The sequence below is a fragment of the Thiothrix litoralis genome, assembly GCF_017901135.1.
Lineage (GTDB): Bacteria > Pseudomonadota > Gammaproteobacteria > Thiotrichales > Thiotrichaceae > Thiothrix > Thiothrix litoralis.
Genome location: NZ_CP072801.1, coordinates 104,356 through 124,406 on the forward strand (window position 1 = coordinate 104,356; position 20,051 = coordinate 124,406).

The following is a 20,051-nucleotide window of genomic DNA, read 5'->3' on the forward strand; positions in this document are numbered from 1 at the left end:
TTTCAAGCATAGCTCAGACTCTGGCAGTTGCAAGCCCGTGAACAGTTACAATGCCGAGAATGTGGCGGATGAACTGGATGAAACGCGCCTTGCGGTTCTTGTAGGCTTGACGTAGCAAGTCTTCAGTAATGTGTGGGTGTTCGGCGTGTAACAATTCCGCCAGTTCACTGGCTTCCTGCGGGCTGATGTCTGCACCGTTGCGGATTTTCAGCAGGATGGGGTTGTGTCCGGTCAGTTCGGCAATCAGCGTTTCGACCATTTCGCGGTAACGGCTGATGCTGACGGCTTCGTTCTGTGGGCCAAATTCTACCCATTCCTTGTGTACGACCTCATCCCTGAAATCCAGTTGCACCGGCGGCAGGGTGGTGTCCCCTTCGCGGTGGCGCATCAGGGGCGCAAGCCGGGCAACCAGATTGTCAAGCGTGTCTTCGCGAGTGCGGGCATCGTCCAGATTCCAGTAATGGCTGGTTTGCGTCGCGCGGATCAGGAGTTCCTCCTGTTGCACAAAGCTGATGCTCAAGGGCAGTTCGCTTATTTGTTCAACGATACCAGTCTGAAGGGTTTCGGCCTGTGCTTTCTCGTTACTCAATACCGCCAGTGAATATTCCAGCACGTCACGCTCAAACCGCATGGCTTTAAAGTCGGCATCTGACACAGTGCGGAACAGTGGCTTGATTTCATTGCGCAGGAATTCCAGTTTCTGGTGATTGAGCGCTACCCAGAAGTTTTCTTCCACTACCCGCTGCAAGGCCGATGCTGCTTCGATGATGACGACGGAATTCTGTGGCAACCCGGTAATTTGCTGGCGCAGCTTGCGGCTTTCACGCTCGGCAATCTCAGGCTCGCCACTATCAATGGCCTTTTCGATCTTGTCCAGCCGCAACCCGGCCAGTTTGACCGGCAACGGTATCTGGCTTTTCAATTCCTTGCCTTTGGGGTTGAGTTTGAAATACTCAAAGTTGTCCCAGCAGTCCAGCACCAGAAACACGTCTTTCTCGGTACACCACGGTTTGATTTTCTTCGGCTCCAACAGGCGAGTGCCACGCCCGATCATCTGCCAGAATTTGGTGTAAGAATACACTGGCTTGGCAAATACCAGATTGACCAGTTCACGCACGTCGATGCCGGTGTCGAGCATGTCCACGCTGATGGCGATGCGCGGCATGTCGTTATTGGTGAACTGGTCGAGCAAGCCGCCTTTGCCGTACACACGCGGATCATCCGACACCAGCACCTTGGCCAGTTCGCCATGGTATTCGGGATAGAGCTTGTCGAACACTTCCTCCACCCGCCGTGCATGGGCTTTGGATACGCAGAAGAAAATAGTCTTGCCGGGCAGCACACCATTGGCGTCCTTGATACACTCCTCCATGAATTCGCGCACGATCAGGGTGTTGGTTCCCTTGTTGATGACCTGCTTTTCCAGTTGCGAGCCTTCAAAGTTGATTTCCTCGACTTCCTTGCCTTCCAGCATCAGGCGTTTCTGGTCTTCCAGCGAAATGGTGCGCTTACTGATACCTTCCTTCTGGAATTTGCTCTGGATTTTCATCACCTGAAAGTTGCTCAAGTACGGTGGTGTATTGTTTACCGCCTCCTCGAAGGTATAGGCAAAGGTTGGCAGGCCATCTTCACAATGGAATAGCCTGAAGGTGTTGTGGTCGATGATGTCGGTCGGTGTCGCTGTCAAACCTAGGGTAATGGCTTTGAAGTAGTCGAGAATCTCGCCGTAAGTGTTGTAAATCGAGCGGTGACTTTCGTCGATGACCACGAAATCAAAGAAATGCGGCGACAGAAACTGCGACTCATCACGGATGATGTTGAGCATGGTGGGGTAAGTGGCGATGTAGATGCGGCGGTCTTTGGCTAGCAGCTTTTCGCCCCGGTTTGGCCAGCGCGGTTCATTCGGCAGGTGTTCCTTGAAAGCATCCAGTGCCTGTTCGCGCAAAGCAATCCGATCCACCAGAAATAGCACCTTTTCGGTATGGCTGGAACGTATCAGAGCATCAACCATCGCAATGCAGGTGCGGGTTTTGCCCGTGCCGGTCGCCATCACCAGCAGGAAATCGCGTTTCTTCTGTTCAATTCCTTCCAGTACGGCGCGGATAGCGCGAATCTGGTAATCTCGCCCGGCAATGTGGGTGTTGATCAGTTCCTGAGTCAGCCGCTTGCGGTTGCGGCGGATGTATTGAAAACGTTCTAGATCGTCGCGGGTCGGGAAGCCAACGACTTTACGCGGTGGGTAGTTTTCCAAATCCCAATAGTAGGTTTCATGCCCATTGGTGTAGAAACAGAAAGGCAGTTCACCGCCTGCCTGTTTCTGGATGTTGTAGCAGTATTGTTTGGCCTGTTCGCGCCCGAGTGCGGCATCTTTACTGGTTTTCTTGGCTTCGATAACGGCCAGTGGTTTGCCATCCTTGCCCAGCAATACATAGTCACTGAACTGGTGGCCTTCGTAAGGGGTGCGGGGTTCGTTAATGCCTTCAGGAAGATCAGTCAGGATGTCATATTCTGCAACGACCTGTGTGGGGTCTTTGGTATTCCAGCCTGATTGAGCGAGTTGTTTGTCGATGATTTCTGAACGGATTTGAGCCTCAGATTTCGACATTTCAATGCTTCCCCATTTTTTGACATGAATAGGGGAAAATATAACATCTGGTTAGCCGCAGAGCCATGTTGTCGAGAAATAGGAGAGCCGGACACAGCAATATGCTGTAAATATGTCTACGGCTCACCCTCACTCTTCCATGTAATCGCCCATCTTCGGCGCAAACGGATCCATTACCACAATCGTGCCGTCTTTGACGCGTTTCATCAGGTTGTCGCCGTGCAAATCCCAACTGAGGTATTTTTCATGTTCACGGTAATACTGGCAGAGTTTGCGGATGTCTTCGGCGAGTGCTTCGTTATAGCGCTCTGCGATGTAATTCCACACTTTGGCTCGATCTACCTGTTCCATCCAGTCGATTTCATGGACGTGTTCAGTGAAAAATTCCGCATCGGCTTCATCCAAGTGTTCCAGCCGTTCCATGACGTAGATGATGCGGTAATCGGGTTCTTCAAAGCTGAACATGTGAATGCAGGAGGGATCCAGTGACTGTCCCTCTTCGTCTAGAACGCCGACTCGGCGGGCAAAGGGTACATTTTTCAGGTCATGGTGCTGAATGGCATCCAGAAAATACTCCAACCCCAGCGACTGCTTTTCGAGTAAAACGTAGTTTTTCCAAGCATTATCGGCGGTATCGGCGGTGAAAATGCGTTTGCATTCGGCGCATTTCAGGTTGAGTTTCTTGCCGCTGTCGAAGCATTTCATCTCGTAGACTTTGGTGAGGAAGGTATTCTCACATTGCGGGCAATCCATACGTTTGAATTTCCCGCTGAGAAAGCATTCGAGGATTTCTTTGCTGGCGTCCAGTTGTTCCATAATTCAATACTCTATTCCGTTTCTGACGAGGAGCGGGGTTCCGAACTGGGTAATGGCTGGGAAGTAATCGTCTATCCACATACCCACGCTGATCCCTTCGTGAAGCATGAAGGCGCGTTTTTTCTTACCATCCGTCGTGTAAACCCGAATACCTGCATCGTGCAGTTTGTCGTGAATTTCGACCAGATTTTCATTGTGATTATCGCGTAAGGTACACACGACCGGTTCCCAGTCGCGGCTACGGTAAGCGTCGATCAGATCAAGGTAAAAATCCACATCGGCGGTAATGGTGTTGTCAAAGTCAATGGCCACAATACGCGAGGTAGGGGAGTCTGCCAATACATAAGCGTCAATGGAAAATTCATCAAATTTTGTGATGATCTTGTGTTTACCGTGTAGTTTGATGGCGGCTTCCAAGACACCAAACGCGGCACAAGGCAATTTATTCTGATAGTAAAAAACGAGTCCAGTCATGCAAGGTTCTCTCTAGCGCTATGATCATTCATGGTTATAAGCGCTTAGCATAGGGGCTGGATACAAGGCAGGCAATGATCTAAGGCAAGAAAAGGCCCCGCAGGGCCATCTCCTTAAAAATGTGGGGGAATTTCTGCATAGGAAACGCGTCCGAACTGCGCTAAGGCTATCCGCAATACAGAGGGGGATGGGGTTAGCAATTTCTCAGGGAATTCTGCATACCAAACTTCTGCGCCTCTCATGGGCTCAATCACCAGTTGGTGTTCAGTGTCCGCTTGTACCAGAGACATCTGGATGCCACGGACGCTAACATTAGGGGTGATTTCCAGCCGCACGATGCCCGGCTTGCCGGATTCTAGGCGTACCATTGAGACTTGCATGGTTGCGTGTTGTAATTTGCACTGGTTGGTTGCCAACAGGCATTCGCCCTGTAATTGCAAGGGCTGCATGGCGACAGGCTTGTCCTGTTTGGGTTGGTCTTTCGTGACCCACAGATCCATTAAGCCATAGCCACCAATTAACATAAAGGGAGCAAAGATAATGGCAATGCGCATGTGGAGGCTTTGCTTAAAAAACCATCGTAACATTGAAAACTCCAGCTAAAAAACAGGAAGTAGCATACACGACGACTGTGCTTATTGCTTTATTTTGCGTGCGGGTTTGCCTAGAATGCTGCTTCTGCCTTTTTGCCTCGCGCATTTACCTCATATAACGGATAACACCATGAATTCCCTGCACCAGGATTGGTTCGCCAATGTCAAAAATGATCTATTGGCTGGCCTTGTCGTTGCTTTGGCGCTGATTCCCGAAGCCATTGCTTTTTCCATTATCGCGGGTGTTGACCCGAAAGTCGGGCTGTATGCGTCGTTCAGTATGGCGGTGGTGATTGCCTTTGCAGGTGGTCGCCCCGGCATGATTTCGGCTGCCACCGGCGCGATGGCGCTGGTCATGGTCACGCTGGTAAAAGATCACGGCTTGCAATACTTGTTTGCGGCGACTTTGTTGACCGGGGTGTTGCAGATTGTCGCGGGAATGCTGCGGCTGGATTTGCTGATGCGCTTTGTATCGCGGGCGGTGATTGTCGGCTTTGTGAATGCGCTGGCTATCCTGATTTTCATGGCGCAATTGCCAGAATTGCTGGGCAGGGGCTGGATGGTGTACGCAATGGTAGCGGCGGGGCTGGGCATTATTTACCTGTTTCCGTATATCACTAAAGCAGTGCCGTCACCGTTGGTGGCGATTATTGCCTTGAGTGCGGTGGCGATCCTGTTTGGGTTGGACATTCGCACCGTGGGTGACATGGGGGCGTTGCCGGATAGTTTGCCAGTATTCTTGCTGCCGGATGTGCCGTTGAACTGGGAAACCTTGCGTATTATTTTTCCGGTAGCGGTGACGCTGGCGGTGGTGGGGTTGCTGGAATCCTTGATGACGGCGACGATTGTCGATGACTTGACCGATTCCACCAGCAGCAAGCAGCGCGAATGCGTGGGGCAGGGTGCTGCCAATATTGCGACAGGTTTCCTCGGCGGTATGGCGGGTTGTGCGATGATCGGGCAGTCGGTGATCAATGTGAAATCTGGCGGGCGTGGGCGTTTGTCTACCTTGGTGGCGGGGGTGTTTTTGTTGCTGATGATTGTGTTCATGGGCGACTGGGTGGCGCAAATCCCGATGGCGGCTTTGGTGGCGGTGATGATCATGGTGTCGATCGGCACCTTCAATTGGGATTCCTTACGCAAGTTTCGCGAGCACCCGAAAAGTTTCAATGCCACCATGATTGCCACGGTGGCGGTGGTAGTGGCTACTCACGATCTGGCGCAAGGCGTGTTGGTCGGGGTATTGCTCTCCGGTTTCTTCTTCGCCAACAAGGTGGGGCGGATGCTGTATGTCAGCGCCAGTTCCGAAGACGAGGGACGGATGCGGGCATATCAGGTGGTGGGGCAAGTGTTTTTCGCTTCGGCGGATTATTTCGTGGCCTCCTTCGACTTCAAGGATGTGGTGGAACGGGTGCGTATTGATGTCAGCCGCGCCCATTTCTGGGATTTGACGGCTGTGGGGGCGCTCGACAAGGTGGTGGTGAAATTCCGCCGCGAGGGTACGGAGGTGGAAGTAGTTGGCCTCAACGAAGCCAGCGCCACCCTCATCGACCGTTTCGGGGTACACGACAAACCTGAAGCCATTGAACAACTGTTGAATCACTGAGGAGCTTGCCCATGAAACCGGACAATAAAATCCTTGCCTGCGTGGATCAGTCGCATTTCGCCGAACATGTCGCCGATTACGCCGCGTGGGTCGCCACCCGTATGGAGTTGCCGCTGGAATTCCTGCACATCCTCGACCGCCACCCCGAACGCGCTCGCAACACCCACGACCACAGTGGCGCGATTGGCTTTGATGCGCAGCAAGCCTTGCTCGAAGAACTTTCACAGGAGGATGCAGCCCTCAGCAAACAAGCGCGTGAACAGGGGCGACTTTTCCTCAACCGTTTGCGCGAACGGGCGATGGCGGCCGGGGTGGAAGCCCCCGATGTACGCCAACGTCACGGCGCACTGGTAGAAACGCTGGCAGAACAGGAAGATGGCGTGCGCATGTTCATCCTTGGTCGGCGCGGGCAAGCGGCGGAAACCACCCCGCGTGAGTTGGGGCGTAATGTCGAACGGGTGATCCGTTCCTTGCACCACCCCATCCTGACCGTGACCGCCGCTTTCACGGCACCGCAGCAAGTGATGATTGCATTTGATGGCAGCAGCATTGCCCGCAAGGGGGTGGAATTGATTGCTGCTTGTCCGCTGTTTGTGGGCTTGCCGATTCACGTCATCACCTCCGGCGAACCGGGCAAGGGCGCACGGCGGCAACTCGAATGGGCGAAAATCACGCTGGAAGGCGCGGGTTTCACCACCCACACCGCCTTGCTGGCTGGCGACCCGGAAAGTGTGATTGCGGCACAAGTACGTGAGCGCGACATTGATATGCTAGTCATGGGGGCGTACACGCATTCGGCATGGCGTAGCTTGCTGTTTGGCAGCAAGACCACGGATTTGTTAAGAGCGTCGAAGATCCCGACGCTGTTACTGCGCTAGCCGCGCCTTACTGATCGGTCAGCCAGTAAAACCGGAAGGGTGGAATCACCAACTCGCCATTGAATAGGGCGGGGCGCTCGCCGGAATACAAATCCCGCACCGAGGCATGGCGGAAAAATGCCTTGCGCCCCAAATCTTCCATATTCAGGTGTTGCGGGTGGGCGTCGAAGTTGGCCACCACCAGTACCTTGTTCATCGGTTGGGTGGTGTCGAAACGCGCAAACACGAACAAATGCGGGTTGCCTACATCCAGCAGCTCGCGATTGTTGAAATCGGCGAATGCTGCCACTTCCTTGCGCACCGCAATCATCTTTTTCAGGGCGGAAAACAGGCGATACTCAACCGTTCCGGGGGTTTTGCGCAATTCGGCGCGTTCCCAGTCGATGCGCGGGCGATGCGCCCAGCGGCTGTCGTTGGCTTTGGCGGGGTCGTCCAGATAAGTACGGTCATTCAAGGTGCCGATGGCATCGCCGTAGTACAGCAGCGGAATGCCACCAAACGCCATGATCATGCCGTGCATGAGTACGATGGTTTTAATGGCAACGTCAATCCGCTCCGGGTTGTTGGCTTCCAGCGCACTTTCCAGCCCTGCCAATGAGGCCAATGAACCGGAAATGCGCGTGTCGCCCGTTTTGTCATTGTGTCCGAAGGGCAGGCCGCGAGCCGGAGAATCTTCATACTTGCCGGTGAAATAGTCGATCAAAAACTGGCGGTGTGCATACGGGTCATAGCCGACGGCGCGAATGTCGTTATCATCAAAGCCCAAACCAATGTCATCGTGGCAGCGCAGGTAATTCAACCACGTGGCGCGTTCCAGCTTGTCGGGCAGGCTTTTGATGCCTTGAGTTAGCAGTTTGGCGTTTTTGGTGGCTGCGGCATCCCATAGCAGCGCCATGAAGGTGGCGTTGTAGGCGATTTCGCATTCTTTGGCGTTGATCGCGTCTTCCCCGAAATACTTGATGATTTCCACCGGGGCAACAATCGCTTCGGCAATGAACAGCACGCCGGGCGCAGTTACTTGGCAACAATCCTTCAATAGTTGCAGTATTAGATGGGCTTCGCGCTCGTTCTGGGAAACACTGCCGATCTTTTTCCACAGGAAGGCCACCGCATCCAGCCGCAGGATGTCCGCACCCTGATTCGCCCAGTACAGGATAATGTCGAGAATTTCGATGAAGACTGCCGGGTTGCTGTAGTTCAAGTCCCATTGGTAGCTGTTGAAGACCGTCATGACCCACTTTTGCATGTCCTCATCCCAGGTGAAATTGCCGGGGGCATTTTCGGGGAAGATTTCCGGCATGGTGGCTTCAAACATGTCCGGCACTTCGCGGTTGGCGAAGATGTAGTAGTAATCTTGATGCGTCGGGCTGCCTGCTTTGGCTTGTTGCGCCCAAGCGTGTTCGTTGGAGGTGTGGTTGAGCACCACGTCCAGCGTTAGCAAGGTGTCGCGTTTGCGTAATTCGCCCGCCAATGCCTGTAAATCCTTCAACGTGCCGAAACGCTCATCAATCTGGCGGAAATCGCTGACGGCATAGCCGCCGTCACTCGCGCCTTTGGGGCATTGCATCATTGGCATCAGATGCACCAGGTTGACGCCCAGTTCCTGAAAGTAATTGACCCGTTGGGTCAGGTCGGGCAGGTCTTTGGCGAAACCGTCGGCATACAGCGCCATACCCACCCATTGCTGGTTTAAAAACCAGTTGTGGTCTTTTTCGCGCTCAAGGTCGGAATGGCGCAAGTGTTCCGGGCGTAACACGTATTGCCGCGCCATGGTTTCGACCAGCCCTTGCATGTGCTCGCGGAAGTCTTCGCGCTTACCGTACAGCACGCTGAACAAGGCGTGGATGGAGTAAAAATTTGCCCCCAAGCGCGTGTAGAAATGCCGCAAACCCTCACCACGAATGCTGGGGTCGAGTTCGATCAGGATGTCGTTGAGAAGGGAGTGAGAGACTTGTTCGTACATGTTTGGCCTTTGGTTCCGTGCTGCTGCGTTATTTTGTGACTGGTCGCGTTGCAAAGTCTGCATTATTCCCCGCCGATTTTCCAGCGTTGCCCTGTTTTGTGCAAAAACATTGAGATTCTTTTGACTTTTCGTCAGGATGAGCCGTCCTACCAAGGAGGGATGTTTTATGGGTGACGTTCTTCATGATTTGGACGAAGAAAGTCTGGTGGCACGTTGCCGTACTGAATTGCCCTATGTCATGGATGCCTTCAGTGAAGTGGTACGCCGCCACGAGCGTTATGTGTTTAATCTGTGCCGCCGCTATCTGGGCACGGAAGAGGAGGCAGAGGATGTCACGCAAGATGTATTCATGCGAGTGTTTCATGCTCTGCCCCAGTTTGAAGGCCGTGCACAGTTCAAAACCTGGCTGTACCGCATTGCCATGAACCAATGCCACAGCGCGGTGGAAAAGCGTAAACACTTTGTGCGCGACACGGATGACGGCGATGGTGGCAGCCTGTTTGACAACCTGTTGGTGGATGAACACACTCCGCAGGATGATTACAGCGCCACGCAAGAACAGGACTGTGTACAAAAGACGCTGGGTGAAATGCGCCCTGCCGAAAGCGAAATCCTCAGCCTGCGCTTTATGGGCGAATTGTCGCTGGAAGACATTGCCAGCACGCTGGATACCAAACTGAGCGCCACCAAAATGCGGTTTTACCGTGCAATGGAGCAATTCAAGAAACTGTATGAAAAATTGTGCCTGTAATCATTATGAATGACCCACACGAACAACTCGAACAGGAATTGCGTACCCTGTGGCAACAAGCGGCGAATACCCGTAAAGCCACTTCAACGCAGCGTATCAGCCGCATCCTGAAGCGGTCACGGGCGGAATTGTCGTTGCGTGATCTGTTTCAGTTTGCTGGCTTCTTGTCACTTGCCTTTTTTCAACTGTTTGGTGCGGTAGTGCACGCAGCGGTCGCTAACCCGAAGGACAATAACCATGAATCCAAGTGAACCTAGCCAGTTTAGCGACTTGCTCAAGTTTGATGAGCTGTTCAATAAACGCTTGTTGGAGCCGCTGTTTTCACAGTGGGATTTGCTGGTAGCCTTTTTGCCGAAAGCGATTGCTGCTGTACTGATTTTGTTCGTCGGCTTGCTGATTGGGATCGTGCTGTCGATGATTACCCGTTCGGTGCTGCACAAAATGGGCATAGACAAACTCAGTCGCAATGCCGGGGTCGATGCGATGATGTCGGAAGGTGGTTTGACCAGCACACCTTCGCGCTTGATTGGTAAAGTGGTGTTCTGGCTGGTATTTTTTGCTACGTTGATGCCTGCTTCTGAATTGCTGGGGATCCGTGAGTTGACTCAGCTCATGGCCAGTTTTGTCAATTTCCTGCCCAAAATTATTGCGGCGATCATTATTGTGGTGTTCGGTTTTGTGGTCGCCAATTTCTTGCGTCAGGCAGTGCAGGGTAGCAGTGGCAGTCTTGGGTTAACGTCAACCAAAACCATTGGCGGTTTGGTGTATGGCCTGACCGTGGCGATTACCATCGTGGTGGCGCTGGGGCAGATGGGGATGGACACGCAATTGCTCTACACCGTGTTGATCACCATTATTGCGTCGATGGGGCTGGCGATTGCCTTGGCGGTAGGGTTGGGGGGGCGTGAGATGGCGCATAATCTGGTCGCCGGTTTTTATGCGCGTGAAAGTTTTACGCCGGGGCAGGAGATCGGTTTCAGTGAATACAACGGTGTTTTACGTGAAGTGCAGGCACAGAGTACGCTGCTGGAAATGGCTGATGGTAAACTCATTTCCATTCCCAACAGCCATTTGTTCCAGCATCTGGTGCGGGTGACGCAACCAGAGGCTAGTGCTGAACAGGATTAAGGTGCTGCTGCCAGCCCCCGCACGATCTGGTTGGCGAGATCGGCAACCAAGGTGCTTTGCGCCTTGACCACGGCATCGACACCGGGTTCGGTGACTTTACGTTCCAGCGCGACTGGCTCGGTGGTCAGGATCTTGCCATCATCACCCGCTTGAAGTTGCCATAGCCCGCGTAAGGCGGCTTTGTCGCCGGGCATTCCATCAAACTGATCGAGTTTGACCACTACCTGATATTGCGGCGTTTGGCTGATTTCCCACGGGATGGTTTGCACCCGCGTGGCAGGCAGGCGTAATTGCAATTGCTGCGACAGCGCACTCAGGAACTCGTCTTCGAGTTGCCCACCCCATAGATGATCGTCGGAGACTTCCACCGTGGTGGTATCCTTGCGGATCACCATGCCTTCGCGGTCCAGCAGGGTAGGCAGGTTGATGGGGCCTACCCCCAGGCTTTTGATGCGTTGGGAAGTGGCGCTGGCGACTTCCGCCCCTGCGGAACCTGCCGCCAGCGTGTGGTACAGCGTCGGGGTGCTGGAGCAGGCAGCCAAGGTCAATGACAAGGCTAGCAACAATACCGTTTTCTTGTTCAACATAATCATCATGTTCCTTTACTTGCCCCGGATCAGCGAGGATGGGTTCCGTTGCAGGGTTTCGGTCAGGCTACGCACTGAGCGGGAAGCCGAAGTCACTTCTTCCAGCATTTCCTTTAACTGGAACTGGGTGGGTGAGTTCTGTGCAGTCATGCGGTCAACCTGTGCCATTGACCCCTGAATTTTTTGCAGGGTTTTACCCAAATCAATGGTGATCTGGTTCACGTCTTTGGTGACGCTGGGTAAGGTGTTTTTGTCGACCGTTTTGATCGCTTGTTCGGCAGCTTTGATGGCATCCTTGGCTGCATTGATGGTTTTTTCGGCTTCTGTCAGTACGCCGTTGACGTTATCCACGGTTTTGTCGAGTTTGCCGCTTTTGACCAGTTTCTGGATGCTATCCAGTGTTTCTTGCAAGCTGGCCATGATGTCGGTTGCCATCAGGGGCAGATTATCAAACGCAGAACCCGCCGTCGGGAATTCGCTGTAGAACTGGGTTTTGACGATTTTTTCCGGTTTTACATCTGGTTCTATGCTTAAGGTGATGAGCTTTTGGCCTGTGAGCAAGCTGCCGGTTTCCAGTTTGGCGCGTAACCCTTTTTCTACCAATTTATTCATGGCTGTTTCAGCTTCGCCTTGACCAATCTCGGGGTCAAAGTTTTGTGGCTGGATGGATACCAATATCGGGACTTTTACATCCAATGATTTCCTGTCCATTCTGATGTCGATATTTTCGACTTGCCCCACTGGGATGCCTTGGAATTCCAGAGGTGCGCCGACGCTTAAGCCGCGTACTGATCCTTTGAAATACATCACGTAATACAGGCGTTGGGTAAACTGCTTTTCCTGCGTATCGGAGTACTTGTTGTACAGTGGAAACGTGTCCCCATCCTTGCTGATTTCTCCAGTAGACAGGGAGGTGGGGGTTTCAAAGGCAATCCCCCCAATCAGTAAGGAGGCCAGTGATTCCATGCGGAATTCTGCCCCGGCAGCACTCATTTTGAATTCGGCACCGCTGGCGTTCCAGAAACGGCTCGTGGTGCGCACGAAATCGAAGTATGGGTCACGCACAAAAACTTCCATGCGTACCTGACTGGTATCTTGCAACAATTGGTAGTCGATGACCTCACCAACCTGTAATTGCTTGTAGAAAACCGGTGCACCCACATCCATCGAACCCAAGGAGTCGGACAACAGGAAGAAGCGTTTGCCACTTTCAGAAGGAGCAATCACGGGTGGGCGGTCTTCCCCGACATAGAAACTTTGGTCATCGGTATTCGTGCCGGGGTTCATGCCAACGTAAGTGCCTGAAAAGAAAGTGCTTAAGCCAGAAACCCCCGAACGGTTGACGCGGGGGCTGACAACCCAGAAACGCGCATCACTACCCAGATGCCGACCAATTTCCTTATTAAGTTCTAACGTGGCTTCAATGGTTTGTAGATCATCGCTCAGGCGCAGTGTACGTAGTTTACCAACGGTAACGGCCTTGTAGCGCACTTCGGTTTTACCGGCCTCGATGCCCTCGGCACTGGGGAATTGCACCGTAATGCTGGGGCCCTTCTCATTCCAGGTCTGGAACATTAGCCACGCGCCAATCAATACCGCCGCCAGCGGAATCAGCCAGACGGGCGATAGGCCACGTTCTTCACGTACCTCGACATCAGGCAAGGTATCAGGTTGTCCGACAGGGTTGCTCATGCAACAGGCTCCTCTTTGCGGGAAATATCCCAGATCAAATGTTCATCCAGCATCCGCGCCGCAAACATGGTCAGAACCACCACTGCTGCAAACGAAAAAGCCCCAGCATTCGCCTCAATACGGGCGAGATTGCCAAACTGCACCAGCCCGGCGAGAATGGCAATCACGAATACGTCGACCATTGACCAACGCCCCACGTATTCGGTAATTTTGTATAAGCGCATCCGGTCATGCTGACGCCAGCGTGACTTACGCTGGATGCTGATCAACAGGAATGCGATGGAAAACAGTTTCAGTAAGGGTACAAACACACTGGCAACAAACACGATCAGTGCCAACGGCCACTGCCCGGCTTCCAGCAAATGCAATACGCCACTGATAATGGTGTCAGGCTGCCCTTGCCCCAGCATGTAAACACTCATCACGGGCAGCATGTTGGCGGGAATATACAGGATGATGGAAGCAATCAGTAATGCCCACGTCACTTCCACGCTGTTATTGTGTTCCCGCCGCTGGATGCGAGCGCCGCAACGGGGGCAGGACATAACCTCATACTTGCCCAAGTGTGCAGGTTGTTTGCTCAGGTTGCCACAAACCTGGCACTGCACCAATCCCGCTTCACGGGCGGTATGTAACTCAGATGCGTTGCTCATGCGGCTTTACCTTGCGGGTTTTGTCCAGCTCACGCCAGACGGTGAAGGGGTCGAGCATGGCGCTTGCCGCCGCCATTGTGAAAATCAGCCCTGCAAACGACCACAATGACGTACCAATAATCAGGGTTGCTACGTCGCCCAGCTTGACGACGGAAACCAGCACCCCCAGCATGAAAATTTCCAGCATTCCCCACGGCTTGATCTCGCGCATCCAGCGGTACAGAAAAATGGCGAATGACGATTCCCAGCGGTTGCGGATGGTCAGTGTCACCACCAATAGCGCCAGCAACTCAAACAAGGGGAATACGATAATATTCAGCACGATCAACACTGCCACAAGCCGGTATTCCTGATTCCAGAACGCCACGCTGGCGCCAAACAGGTGCATTTCCTGCTCCTGGCCTTGTGCTCGCAGCCCCAGCAGGGGAAACAGATTAGTCAACGCAAACAGAATCAGCCCTGCCAGCGTCAATGCCATGACGGCATCAACCATGTTGGGGCGGTTACGGTACAGGGTTTCGCCGCAAAAAGTGCAATAGGCTGTTTTACCCGCTGCAATAGGGCGATAACGGTGTAACTGGCCGCATTCGGGGCAGGCAACATCAGGAAGATCACTCATGAAAAAATTTGGGCATATAGCCATCCATTTAAAACTTGAATCAGTGTAATAGAATTCGGGGTAATAAAATATAGCAGTGGGAGAATCAAAATGGGGGAGCCTAAGCCCCCCCAGCCGACGCTGGCTCTTGACAGGAAACCATAACGTCAGACGAACAAAACGTGATGAAAAATGTGGTTATTTCAGGCGGTAAGTGACACCCATGAACAAGGACTTGTCCACTTCGTCGTTACCATTGCCGCCGATGTCATCATCTACCTTGGTCAGTGCTGCTACGGTGTCAAACGCTAGCTTGTTGCTGAGGTAGTAACGGTAAGTAGAGCTTGCTGCGTTGGTGGTAGTGTCCTGACCTGTGGTGTCATTGTGGTCATAATTCACTGCCCAGCTATTCAGCCAGTCAATCCGGTCAGATACTTCATGCGTCAAGCTCATGTTGTTGTTCGCGGTGTAGCTTTTGTCGTTATCACGCAAAATGGCGGAGGCAGACGCTTCATTGGAGAACTGGGTACGGTTGCTCAAAGGCTTATGGTATTCCGCAGCAACATCAAGTGCTGGCTTGGTATTGCCACCGTCATAGTCCTTGAGCACTTCGCTCAGGCCAGCTTTGACCAGCCAGCCGTATTTACGGGTGGAAATGCGTTCGTTGACCAGCACGTCGTAGGACTTCAGGATACCGACTGCCCCCAGCTCGCCATTGGTTTTACCGGAAGCTTTCATGACTGCTTCCATATCGGCAATCCAGTTTTGCTGGTAATCGGCAGCCCCGTACTTGGCGCGGTATTCGCTTTCTTTGGCAATGATGTTGGCAATTTGGTTGTATTCAGCCTTGCTCAGGTCGCCGCTCAGCTTGTTTTTGTCACGCAGGGCTTCTACCAGACGCATAGCCTGTGCCATTGGGGTGACATTCACAACCCGACCATAACCGACACCTGCGCCGACTTTGACACGTGGATCATCCGCGCCTTTTTTGACGCCGATTTCACCGTCGGTATACCAGAATGCGCCTTTACTGTTTGGCTGGAAATATTTGTTCATGCCAACCGCGCCAGTGCCAATGTAGTTTTCTTGGGTATCATCGCCTGCATTAGAGCCGCGCTTGGAAGAACCTTGCAAATCGCCAGTGATATTGATGTCGCGATCAGGCGAGCTGAAAACGCGATCGTAGTTCATGTCAATGTTCAGATCGTGGCTGGTTTGATCTTGGTTGCCGCTGTTGACGTTCAGGCGGCCTGATACATAGGCATCTTCATAGGCGCTGGTTGGCTGTTCATAGTCATACAGGGTAACATCAGCCATTGCAGGGGCAGTTACGCCCAAAACCGCAGCGGCAACGCTTAATGTCAGAATGTGCTTTTTCATGTTCTAATCTCCATAAATTTTCATAAAACTTACCGAAAAATGTTTCGTAGTTACCACTATTATAGTGGTTTTTCTGCGTCACTTGTAGGTAAGACGCACCATGTTGTAATAAAGTCACAACTTTTTTCAAAAAAATGTAAGTTACGGGCTGCATTGTCTACGGTGTGACTTTACTGCTGCTGAATTTGTCGAACTACTTTTGCTCACTTATGCTGGAAAAAACAAATGGATAATCCGCTGACAAGCCTGACCATTGCGGTCTTGTTACTCATAATTAATGGTTTTTTTGTCGCTGCTGAATTTGCGCTCGTCAAGGCTAAAAGCGTGCGTATTGACCAACTGGCCAATCAGGGCATCCGCTCGGCAGTGCTGATCCGCAAGATTCTGGGGAATCTGGAATCCTACCTCGCCGCCTGCCAGTTGGGTATTACCATGGCCTCCCTCGGGTTGGGCTGGGTCGGTGAGCCTGCCATTGCTGCCTTGCTGGAACCCTTGTTCCGTGAATGGGGAATGTCGGAAGATACTTTGCATACCAGTTCCTTCCTGTTGGGCTTTTTGCTGTTCTCGTCGCTGCATATTGTGGTGGGTGAGCAAGTGCCGAAAACCTTTGCGATCCGCAAGCCGGAGCCGATGTCCTTGTGGGTGGCTTACCCGTTACAGGGATTTTATCTGATGGCTTGGCCGCTGAATCGCCTGCTGAGCCTGACGACCTCTTTCATCCTGAATCGTTTTGGGGTGGAAGAAGCTTCCCACGCCGATGTCATGACGGGGGAAGAGCTGCGGGACATGATTGGGGTGTCCGGCGAACATGGTGCTATCGAAACCGGACAGGCTGAAATGCTGCACAACCTGTTCAAATTCGACGAACGCACGGTGCAAGAAGTCATGGTGTCCACGCAGGAGACCGATATGCTGAATATCCAGCATACGCCAGAGGAAAACATGGCGATGATTCGACGCACCTCGCACTCACGCTTCCCGGTGGTGGATGGTGATACCGATAATCTGCTCGGCTTATTGCTGACCAAAGACCTGTTCAATGCCATGCTGGATGGCAAGGAAAAGCCGTGGGAACACCTGCATGACTACATCCGTCCCCCGCTGGTAGTGCCAGAAACCCTGCCGGTGGCGCGTTTGTTCGACACCATGCGCAGCCAGCAAGATCACATGGCCTTTGTGGTGGACGAGTACGGCGCGTTTGTCGGTCAACTGACGCTGGAAGACTTGCTGGAAGAAATCGTCGGTGAAATCGCTGATGAAATGGATGAAAACGAATCCGAATACCCGATTACCCAGATTGAAGAGGGCGTATGGGAAGCGCATGGCCTCTTGCCTGTCAGTGATATGGAAAAAGCTTTGGGTGTGGATGTCCCCGACGATCTGGATGCCAATACCCTGTCTGGCCTGTTCATGTTGAAGCTGCAACGCATCCCGGAGGCTGGAGACACGATTGATTGCTGTGGTTTCCAACTCAAGGTGATGTCCTTGAATGGGCATCGCGTCGATAAAGTACGCTTGGAAGCCATTAACGCTGATACTTTTTCACCAACGGATATTTGATTCATGACGAGCAGCACGCCCACCCGAAACCATGCCGAATTCGACCCGATTGCGTTGGTGATTGATTTACACGAGCGCAATGAACCGCAAGGCATCCGCGATTTTTTACAGGCACAGGATGAAGTAGAGGTTGCCCACCTGCTGGAATCGCTGCCACCCCGCGAACGCCGTTACATCTGGGAGTTCATCCCGGCTACCTGTCAGGCCGACGTGCTGGAAGAACTCGATGATGGGGTACGCAACAACCTGCTGGAAACCTTGCCAGAGGAAAGCGTTATCCACGCCATCCGGGAAATGGAAGTGGCGGAGCAAGTGGATTTGCTGGAATCCGTTTCTGATCGCTTGGCTGGGGTTATCCTCAAATCCCTGACCGAAGGCGAACGCAGCGCCATCCAGCAGCGCCGCCAGTACCCGGAAGAATCCGCCGGGCGTTACATGGATACCGAATGGATTGCCATCCGCGCCGACATCACGCTGGATGTGGTGGCGCGTTACCTCAAACGGCTGGATGCCTTGCCCCCGCACACCGACGGCCTGATGGTGATTGACCGGGAAGGCTATTACCAAGGCAAGCTTTCCCTCAGCAGCCTGCTGACCGGGGATGGTAGCAAGCGCGTGGCCGATGTCATGCAAGCGGATGCTGACAAAGTAGGCGTGCTGGATTTGAGCGAAGACTGGGTGAATTTGTTTGAGGAACGCGAAACCGAATCCATTGCCGTGGTGGATGACGACGGTAAATTGGTCGGGCGCATTGCGGTTGACGATGCCCTCGATATTATTCGCGAACTGGCTGACCATCAGGTCATGCACATGGCAGGTCTGAATGAGGATGAAGATCTGTTTGCCCCGATTATTCCTTCCGCCAAACGCCGCATGTTTTGGCTGGGGATTAATCTGCTCACCGCGTTTCTGGCTTCCTCAGTAATTGGCTTGTTTGCTGCCACGCTGGAAAAACTGGTGGCGCTGGCGGTGCTGATGCCGATTGTGGCCAGCATGGGTGGCATTGCGGGTAGTCAAACCCTGACACTTGCGATTCGGGGTTTGGCGCTGGGTCAAATCAGTGTGGCTAATACCCGCTGGCTGGCGATCAAGGAGGTGGTGATTGCAGGTATTAACGGGGTAGTGTGGGCAATGGTGGTCGGGCTGATTGCTTGGCTGTGGTTCCATGACCCCAAGCTCGCGGGTGTGTTGGCGGCGGCGATGATCATCAATCAATTTGCCGCTGCTATCGCTGGGCTGTCGGTGCCTTTGGTACTGGAACGTATGGGTATTGACCCTGCCTTATCGGGGTCGGTTATCCTTACTACCGTGACGGATGTGGTAGGCTTTATGAGCTTTCTCGGCTTGGCAACGTGGCTGTTGCTATGAGGTGGCGGGCTAACATCCCGCGATTGGCTAACAAAAATTAGGGGAAAAACATGGCAGAGTCCAAAGAGCTCTTGGAAGCCAGTAAAGAAGATCTACTGCAAACCACCGATATAGTACAGGACTGGGTTATTGCTAACCTGTTTAGTCTTGATCGCCTGATTCAGTATGGTATCGCCATTCTGGGGCTGGTGGTGGCGTTTTATATCAGCCAGTGGGTGCGTAAACGTTTTCCGGCACCACTGGAAGGTAAGTACCTGCCGCTGAAACAATTGCTGTATCGGCTGTTACGCCGCCTTTCTTTTCCGCTGATTCTCGTGCTGTGGACGCGTCTGGCGATGTTTGTCTATCATGAGCTAAAAATACCCTACGTGATCATGAATACGATCAATGATCTGGCCTTTGCTTGGGCAATGATTCGCTTGGTTTCGGCGTTTATCACCAATCCAACGGTGAGCCGTTCCGTGGCAACCTTGATCTGGGGGATTGCGGCGCTCGACATCCTCGGCTACTTATCCAAAATCGTTGATTGGCTGGAAAGCATCAAGCTGGGGTCTGACAAGGATGCCTTCACCTTGTATGACGTGGTGTCTTCGAGTTTGTCCGTGGCGGCGTTTGTGTGGTTGGCCTTGGTGACAGCCAATCTGATTGAACGCTCGCTGTACAATAATCCCAACCTGAGCGTTTCCACCCAAGCCTTGCTGGGGAAAGTCTCCAAATTCATGTTGCTGATGCTGGCGTTCTTGGTCGGTTTGAACATGGTGGGGGTAGACCTAACGACCTTTGCATTCTTTGGCGGTGCAGTGGGTATCGGGATCGGGCTGGGCTTGCAGAAAGTCTTTTCCAACCTGATTGCGGGCATTATTTTGTTGATGGATAAATCCATCAAGCCGGGGGATACCATTGTGGTCGGTGGACGTTATGGGCGGGTAAACCTGCTGAGCGCCCGTTACGTGTCGATGATCACGCGGGATGGCACGGAGCATCTGATCCCTAATGATGAGCTGATCAATAATCAGGTGGAAAACTGGTCGTACAGCGATACCAATGTGCGCCTGAGAATCCCGGTGGGTGTGCATTACAATACCGATGTCAAAAAAGCGATGGCCTTGTGTGTCGAGGCCGCTTTAGAAACCCCTCGGATACTCAAACATCCGGGGCCGGTTTGCCTGCTGAAAGGCTTCGGTGACAACTCGGTGGACTTGGAACAACGTATTTGGGTCAGCGATCCCATGAATGGTTGTGCTAATGTTAAGAGTGCCGTGATGTTACGCATTTGGGAGAAATTCCACGAGCACGGCATCGAAATTCCTTACCCGCAGCGTGATTTGCATGTGCGTAGTGTGGATGAGGCGGTGGTGAAACAATTCGTGTCAAAATAAGTGAGGGATTAGCGAGGTAT

18 protein-coding genes are annotated in these 20,051 nt (G+C 52.8%); 8 read left to right on the forward strand and 10 right to left on the reverse strand.

From position 1 onward, the window contains the following. Positions 1-13 precede the first annotated feature (13 nt). The 4 genes from J9253_RS00565 to J9253_RS00580 form a co-directional block, all read right to left on the reverse strand. Positions 14-2,605, reverse strand: coding sequence for a type I restriction endonuclease subunit R (locus J9253_RS00565; RefSeq protein WP_210222826.1), 2,592 nt, complete (start codon positions 2,603-2,605; stop codon positions 14-16). A 129-nt stretch (positions 2,606-2,734) separates the two neighbouring features. After that, positions 2,735-3,421: a hypothetical protein gene (locus J9253_RS00570; protein WP_210222827.1), complete on the reverse strand. Its 687-nt coding sequence runs from the start codon at positions 3,419-3,421 to the stop codon at positions 2,735-2,737. Positions 3,422-3,424: 3 nt separating this feature from the next. Beyond that, a complete protein-coding gene (locus J9253_RS00575; RefSeq protein ID WP_210222828.1) occupies positions 3,425-3,895 on the reverse strand; it encodes a hypothetical protein in 471 nt (156 codons plus the stop codon). A gap of 113 nt (positions 3,896-4,008) precedes the next feature. Beyond that, on the reverse strand, positions 4,009-4,482 hold the full coding sequence (locus J9253_RS00580; protein ID WP_210222829.1) for a hypothetical protein: 474 nt from the start codon (positions 4,480-4,482) through the stop codon (positions 4,009-4,011). Positions 4,483-4,618: 136 nt separating this feature from the next. Between J9253_RS00580 and J9253_RS00585 the strand changes: the two genes are divergently transcribed. After that, positions 4,619-6,094: a SulP family inorganic anion transporter gene (locus J9253_RS00585; RefSeq protein ID WP_210222830.1), complete on the forward strand. Its 1,476-nt coding sequence runs from the start codon at positions 4,619-4,621 to the stop codon at positions 6,092-6,094. 11 nt (positions 6,095-6,105) lie between these two features. Continuing rightward, positions 6,106-6,972 carry a universal stress protein gene (locus tag J9253_RS00590; protein ID WP_210222831.1) on the forward strand — a complete coding sequence of 289 codons (867 nt, stop codon included), beginning with the start codon at positions 6,106-6,108 and terminating at the stop codon, positions 6,970-6,972. Positions 6,973-6,979: 7 nt separating this feature from the next. Here J9253_RS00590 and J9253_RS00595 read toward each other — a convergent pair whose 3' ends face one another. Next, on the reverse strand, positions 6,980-8,935 hold the full coding sequence (locus tag J9253_RS00595; protein ID WP_210222832.1) for an amylosucrase: 1,956 nt from the start codon (positions 8,933-8,935) through the stop codon (positions 6,980-6,982). 166 nt (positions 8,936-9,101) lie between these two features. On the opposite strand from J9253_RS00595, the gene J9253_RS00600 reads away from it, so the two are divergent. From J9253_RS00600 to J9253_RS00610, 3 genes are read left to right on the forward strand one after another with little or no spacing between them, the layout of a single operon-like run. Beyond that, entirely contained in the window at positions 9,102-9,686 is a 585-nt protein-coding gene (locus J9253_RS00600) for an RNA polymerase sigma factor (protein WP_210222833.1), read from the forward strand. Between the two features lie 5 nt (positions 9,687-9,691). Then, a complete protein-coding gene (locus tag J9253_RS00605) occupies positions 9,692-9,937 on the forward strand; it encodes a hypothetical protein (RefSeq protein ID WP_210222834.1) in 246 nt (81 codons plus the stop codon). Continuing rightward, the gene (locus J9253_RS00610; RefSeq protein ID WP_210222835.1) at positions 9,924-10,814 is read left to right on the forward strand and encodes a mechanosensitive ion channel family protein; all 891 of its coding nucleotides are present in this window, start codon (positions 9,924-9,926) and stop codon (positions 10,812-10,814) included. The genes J9253_RS00605 and J9253_RS00610 overlap by 14 nt, the downstream gene beginning before the upstream one ends. On the opposite strand, the gene J9253_RS00615 is transcribed toward J9253_RS00610, so the two are convergent. The 5 genes from J9253_RS00615 to J9253_RS00635 all read right to left on the reverse strand — a co-directional run bounded on the left by J9253_RS00615 (position 10,811) and on the right by J9253_RS00635 (position 15,724). After that, positions 10,811-11,401: a PqiC family protein gene (locus J9253_RS00615; RefSeq protein WP_210222836.1), complete on the reverse strand. Its 591-nt coding sequence runs from the start codon at positions 11,399-11,401 to the stop codon at positions 10,811-10,813. The genes J9253_RS00610 and J9253_RS00615 overlap by 4 nt on opposite strands. A 15-nt stretch (positions 11,402-11,416) precedes the next feature. Then, the gene (locus J9253_RS00620) at positions 11,417-13,093 is read right to left on the reverse strand and encodes a PqiB family protein (protein WP_210222837.1); all 1,677 of its coding nucleotides are present in this window, start codon (positions 13,091-13,093) and stop codon (positions 11,417-11,419) included. Next, complete coding sequence (locus tag J9253_RS00625) at positions 13,090-13,746, reverse strand: paraquat-inducible protein A (RefSeq protein WP_210222838.1); 657 nt, start codon at positions 13,744-13,746, stop codon at positions 13,090-13,092. Before J9253_RS00625 ends, J9253_RS00620 begins: the two co-directional genes overlap by 4 nt. Continuing rightward, positions 13,730-14,365: a paraquat-inducible protein A gene (locus J9253_RS00630; protein WP_210222839.1), complete on the reverse strand. Its 636-nt coding sequence runs from the start codon at positions 14,363-14,365 to the stop codon at positions 13,730-13,732. The genes J9253_RS00625 and J9253_RS00630 overlap by 17 nt, the downstream gene beginning before the upstream one ends. A gap of 177 nt (positions 14,366-14,542) precedes the next feature. Then, positions 14,543-15,724: a DUF481 domain-containing protein gene (locus J9253_RS00635; protein ID WP_210222840.1), complete on the reverse strand. Its 1,182-nt coding sequence runs from the start codon at positions 15,722-15,724 to the stop codon at positions 14,543-14,545. A 225-nt stretch (positions 15,725-15,949) separates the two neighbouring features. On the opposite strand from J9253_RS00635, the gene J9253_RS00640 reads away from it, so the two are divergent. The 3 genes from J9253_RS00640 to J9253_RS00650 are packed head-to-tail and all read left to right on the forward strand — an operon-like array spanning position 15,950 to position 20,031. Further along, on the forward strand, positions 15,950-17,284 hold the full coding sequence (locus tag J9253_RS00640) for a hemolysin family protein (RefSeq protein ID WP_210222841.1): 1,335 nt from the start codon (positions 15,950-15,952) through the stop codon (positions 17,282-17,284). 3 nt (positions 17,285-17,287) lie between these two features. Further along, positions 17,288-18,652: a magnesium transporter gene (gene mgtE, locus J9253_RS00645; protein WP_210222842.1), complete on the forward strand. Its 1,365-nt coding sequence runs from the start codon at positions 17,288-17,290 to the stop codon at positions 18,650-18,652. Positions 18,653-18,702: 50 nt separating this feature from the next. After that, entirely contained in the window at positions 18,703-20,031 is a 1,329-nt protein-coding gene (locus J9253_RS00650) for a mechanosensitive ion channel family protein (RefSeq protein WP_210222843.1), read from the forward strand. The last annotated feature ends 20 nt before the right edge of the window (positions 20,032-20,051 follow it).

Bases quoted from the DNA above. Each gene is read 5' to 3' on its own strand.
- J9253_RS00640 (WP_210222841.1), top strand. From the start codon at position 15,950: ATGGATAATCCGCTGACAAGCCTGACCATTGCGGTCTTGTTACTCATA.
- J9253_RS00630 (WP_210222839.1), bottom strand. From the start codon at position 14,365: ATGAGTGATCTTCCTGATGTTGCCTGCCCCGAATGCGGCCAGTTACAC.
- J9253_RS00575 (WP_210222828.1), bottom strand. From the start codon at position 3,895: ATGACTGGACTCGTTTTTTACTATCAGAATAAATTGCCTTGTGCCGCG.
- J9253_RS00590 (WP_210222831.1), top strand. From the start codon at position 6,106: ATGAAACCGGACAATAAAATCCTTGCCTGCGTGGATCAGTCGCATTTC.
- J9253_RS00565 (WP_210222826.1), bottom strand. From the start codon at position 2,605: ATGTCGAAATCTGAGGCTCAAATCCGTTCAGAAATCATCGACAAACAA.
- J9253_RS00600 (WP_210222833.1), top strand. From the start codon at position 9,102: ATGGGTGACGTTCTTCATGATTTGGACGAAGAAAGTCTGGTGGCACGT.
- J9253_RS00620 (WP_210222837.1), bottom strand. From the start codon at position 13,093: ATGAGCAACCCTGTCGGACAACCTGATACCTTGCCTGATGTCGAGGTA.
- J9253_RS00570 (WP_210222827.1), bottom strand. From the start codon at position 3,421: ATGGAACAACTGGACGCCAGCAAAGAAATCCTCGAATGCTTTCTCAGC.
- J9253_RS00625 (WP_210222838.1), bottom strand. From the start codon at position 13,746: ATGAGCAACGCATCTGAGTTACATACCGCCCGTGAAGCGGGATTGGTG.
- J9253_RS00615 (WP_210222836.1), bottom strand. From the start codon at position 11,401: ATGTTGAACAAGAAAACGGTATTGTTGCTAGCCTTGTCATTGACCTTG.
- J9253_RS00595 (WP_210222832.1), bottom strand. From the start codon at position 8,935: ATGTACGAACAAGTCTCTCACTCCCTTCTCAACGACATCCTGATCGAA.
- J9253_RS00650 (WP_210222843.1), top strand. From the start codon at position 18,703: ATGGCAGAGTCCAAAGAGCTCTTGGAAGCCAGTAAAGAAGATCTACTG.
- J9253_RS00580 (WP_210222829.1), bottom strand. From the start codon at position 4,482: ATGTTACGATGGTTTTTTAAGCAAAGCCTCCACATGCGCATTGCCATT.
- J9253_RS00605 (WP_210222834.1), top strand. From the start codon at position 9,692: ATGAATGACCCACACGAACAACTCGAACAGGAATTGCGTACCCTGTGG.
- J9253_RS00585 (WP_210222830.1), top strand. From the start codon at position 4,619: ATGAATTCCCTGCACCAGGATTGGTTCGCCAATGTCAAAAATGATCTA.
- J9253_RS00610 (WP_210222835.1), top strand. From the start codon at position 9,924: ATGAATCCAAGTGAACCTAGCCAGTTTAGCGACTTGCTCAAGTTTGAT.
- J9253_RS00635 (WP_210222840.1), bottom strand. From the start codon at position 15,724: ATGAAAAAGCACATTCTGACATTAAGCGTTGCCGCTGCGGTTTTGGGC.
- mgtE (WP_210222842.1), top strand. From the start codon at position 17,288: ATGACGAGCAGCACGCCCACCCGAAACCATGCCGAATTCGACCCGATT.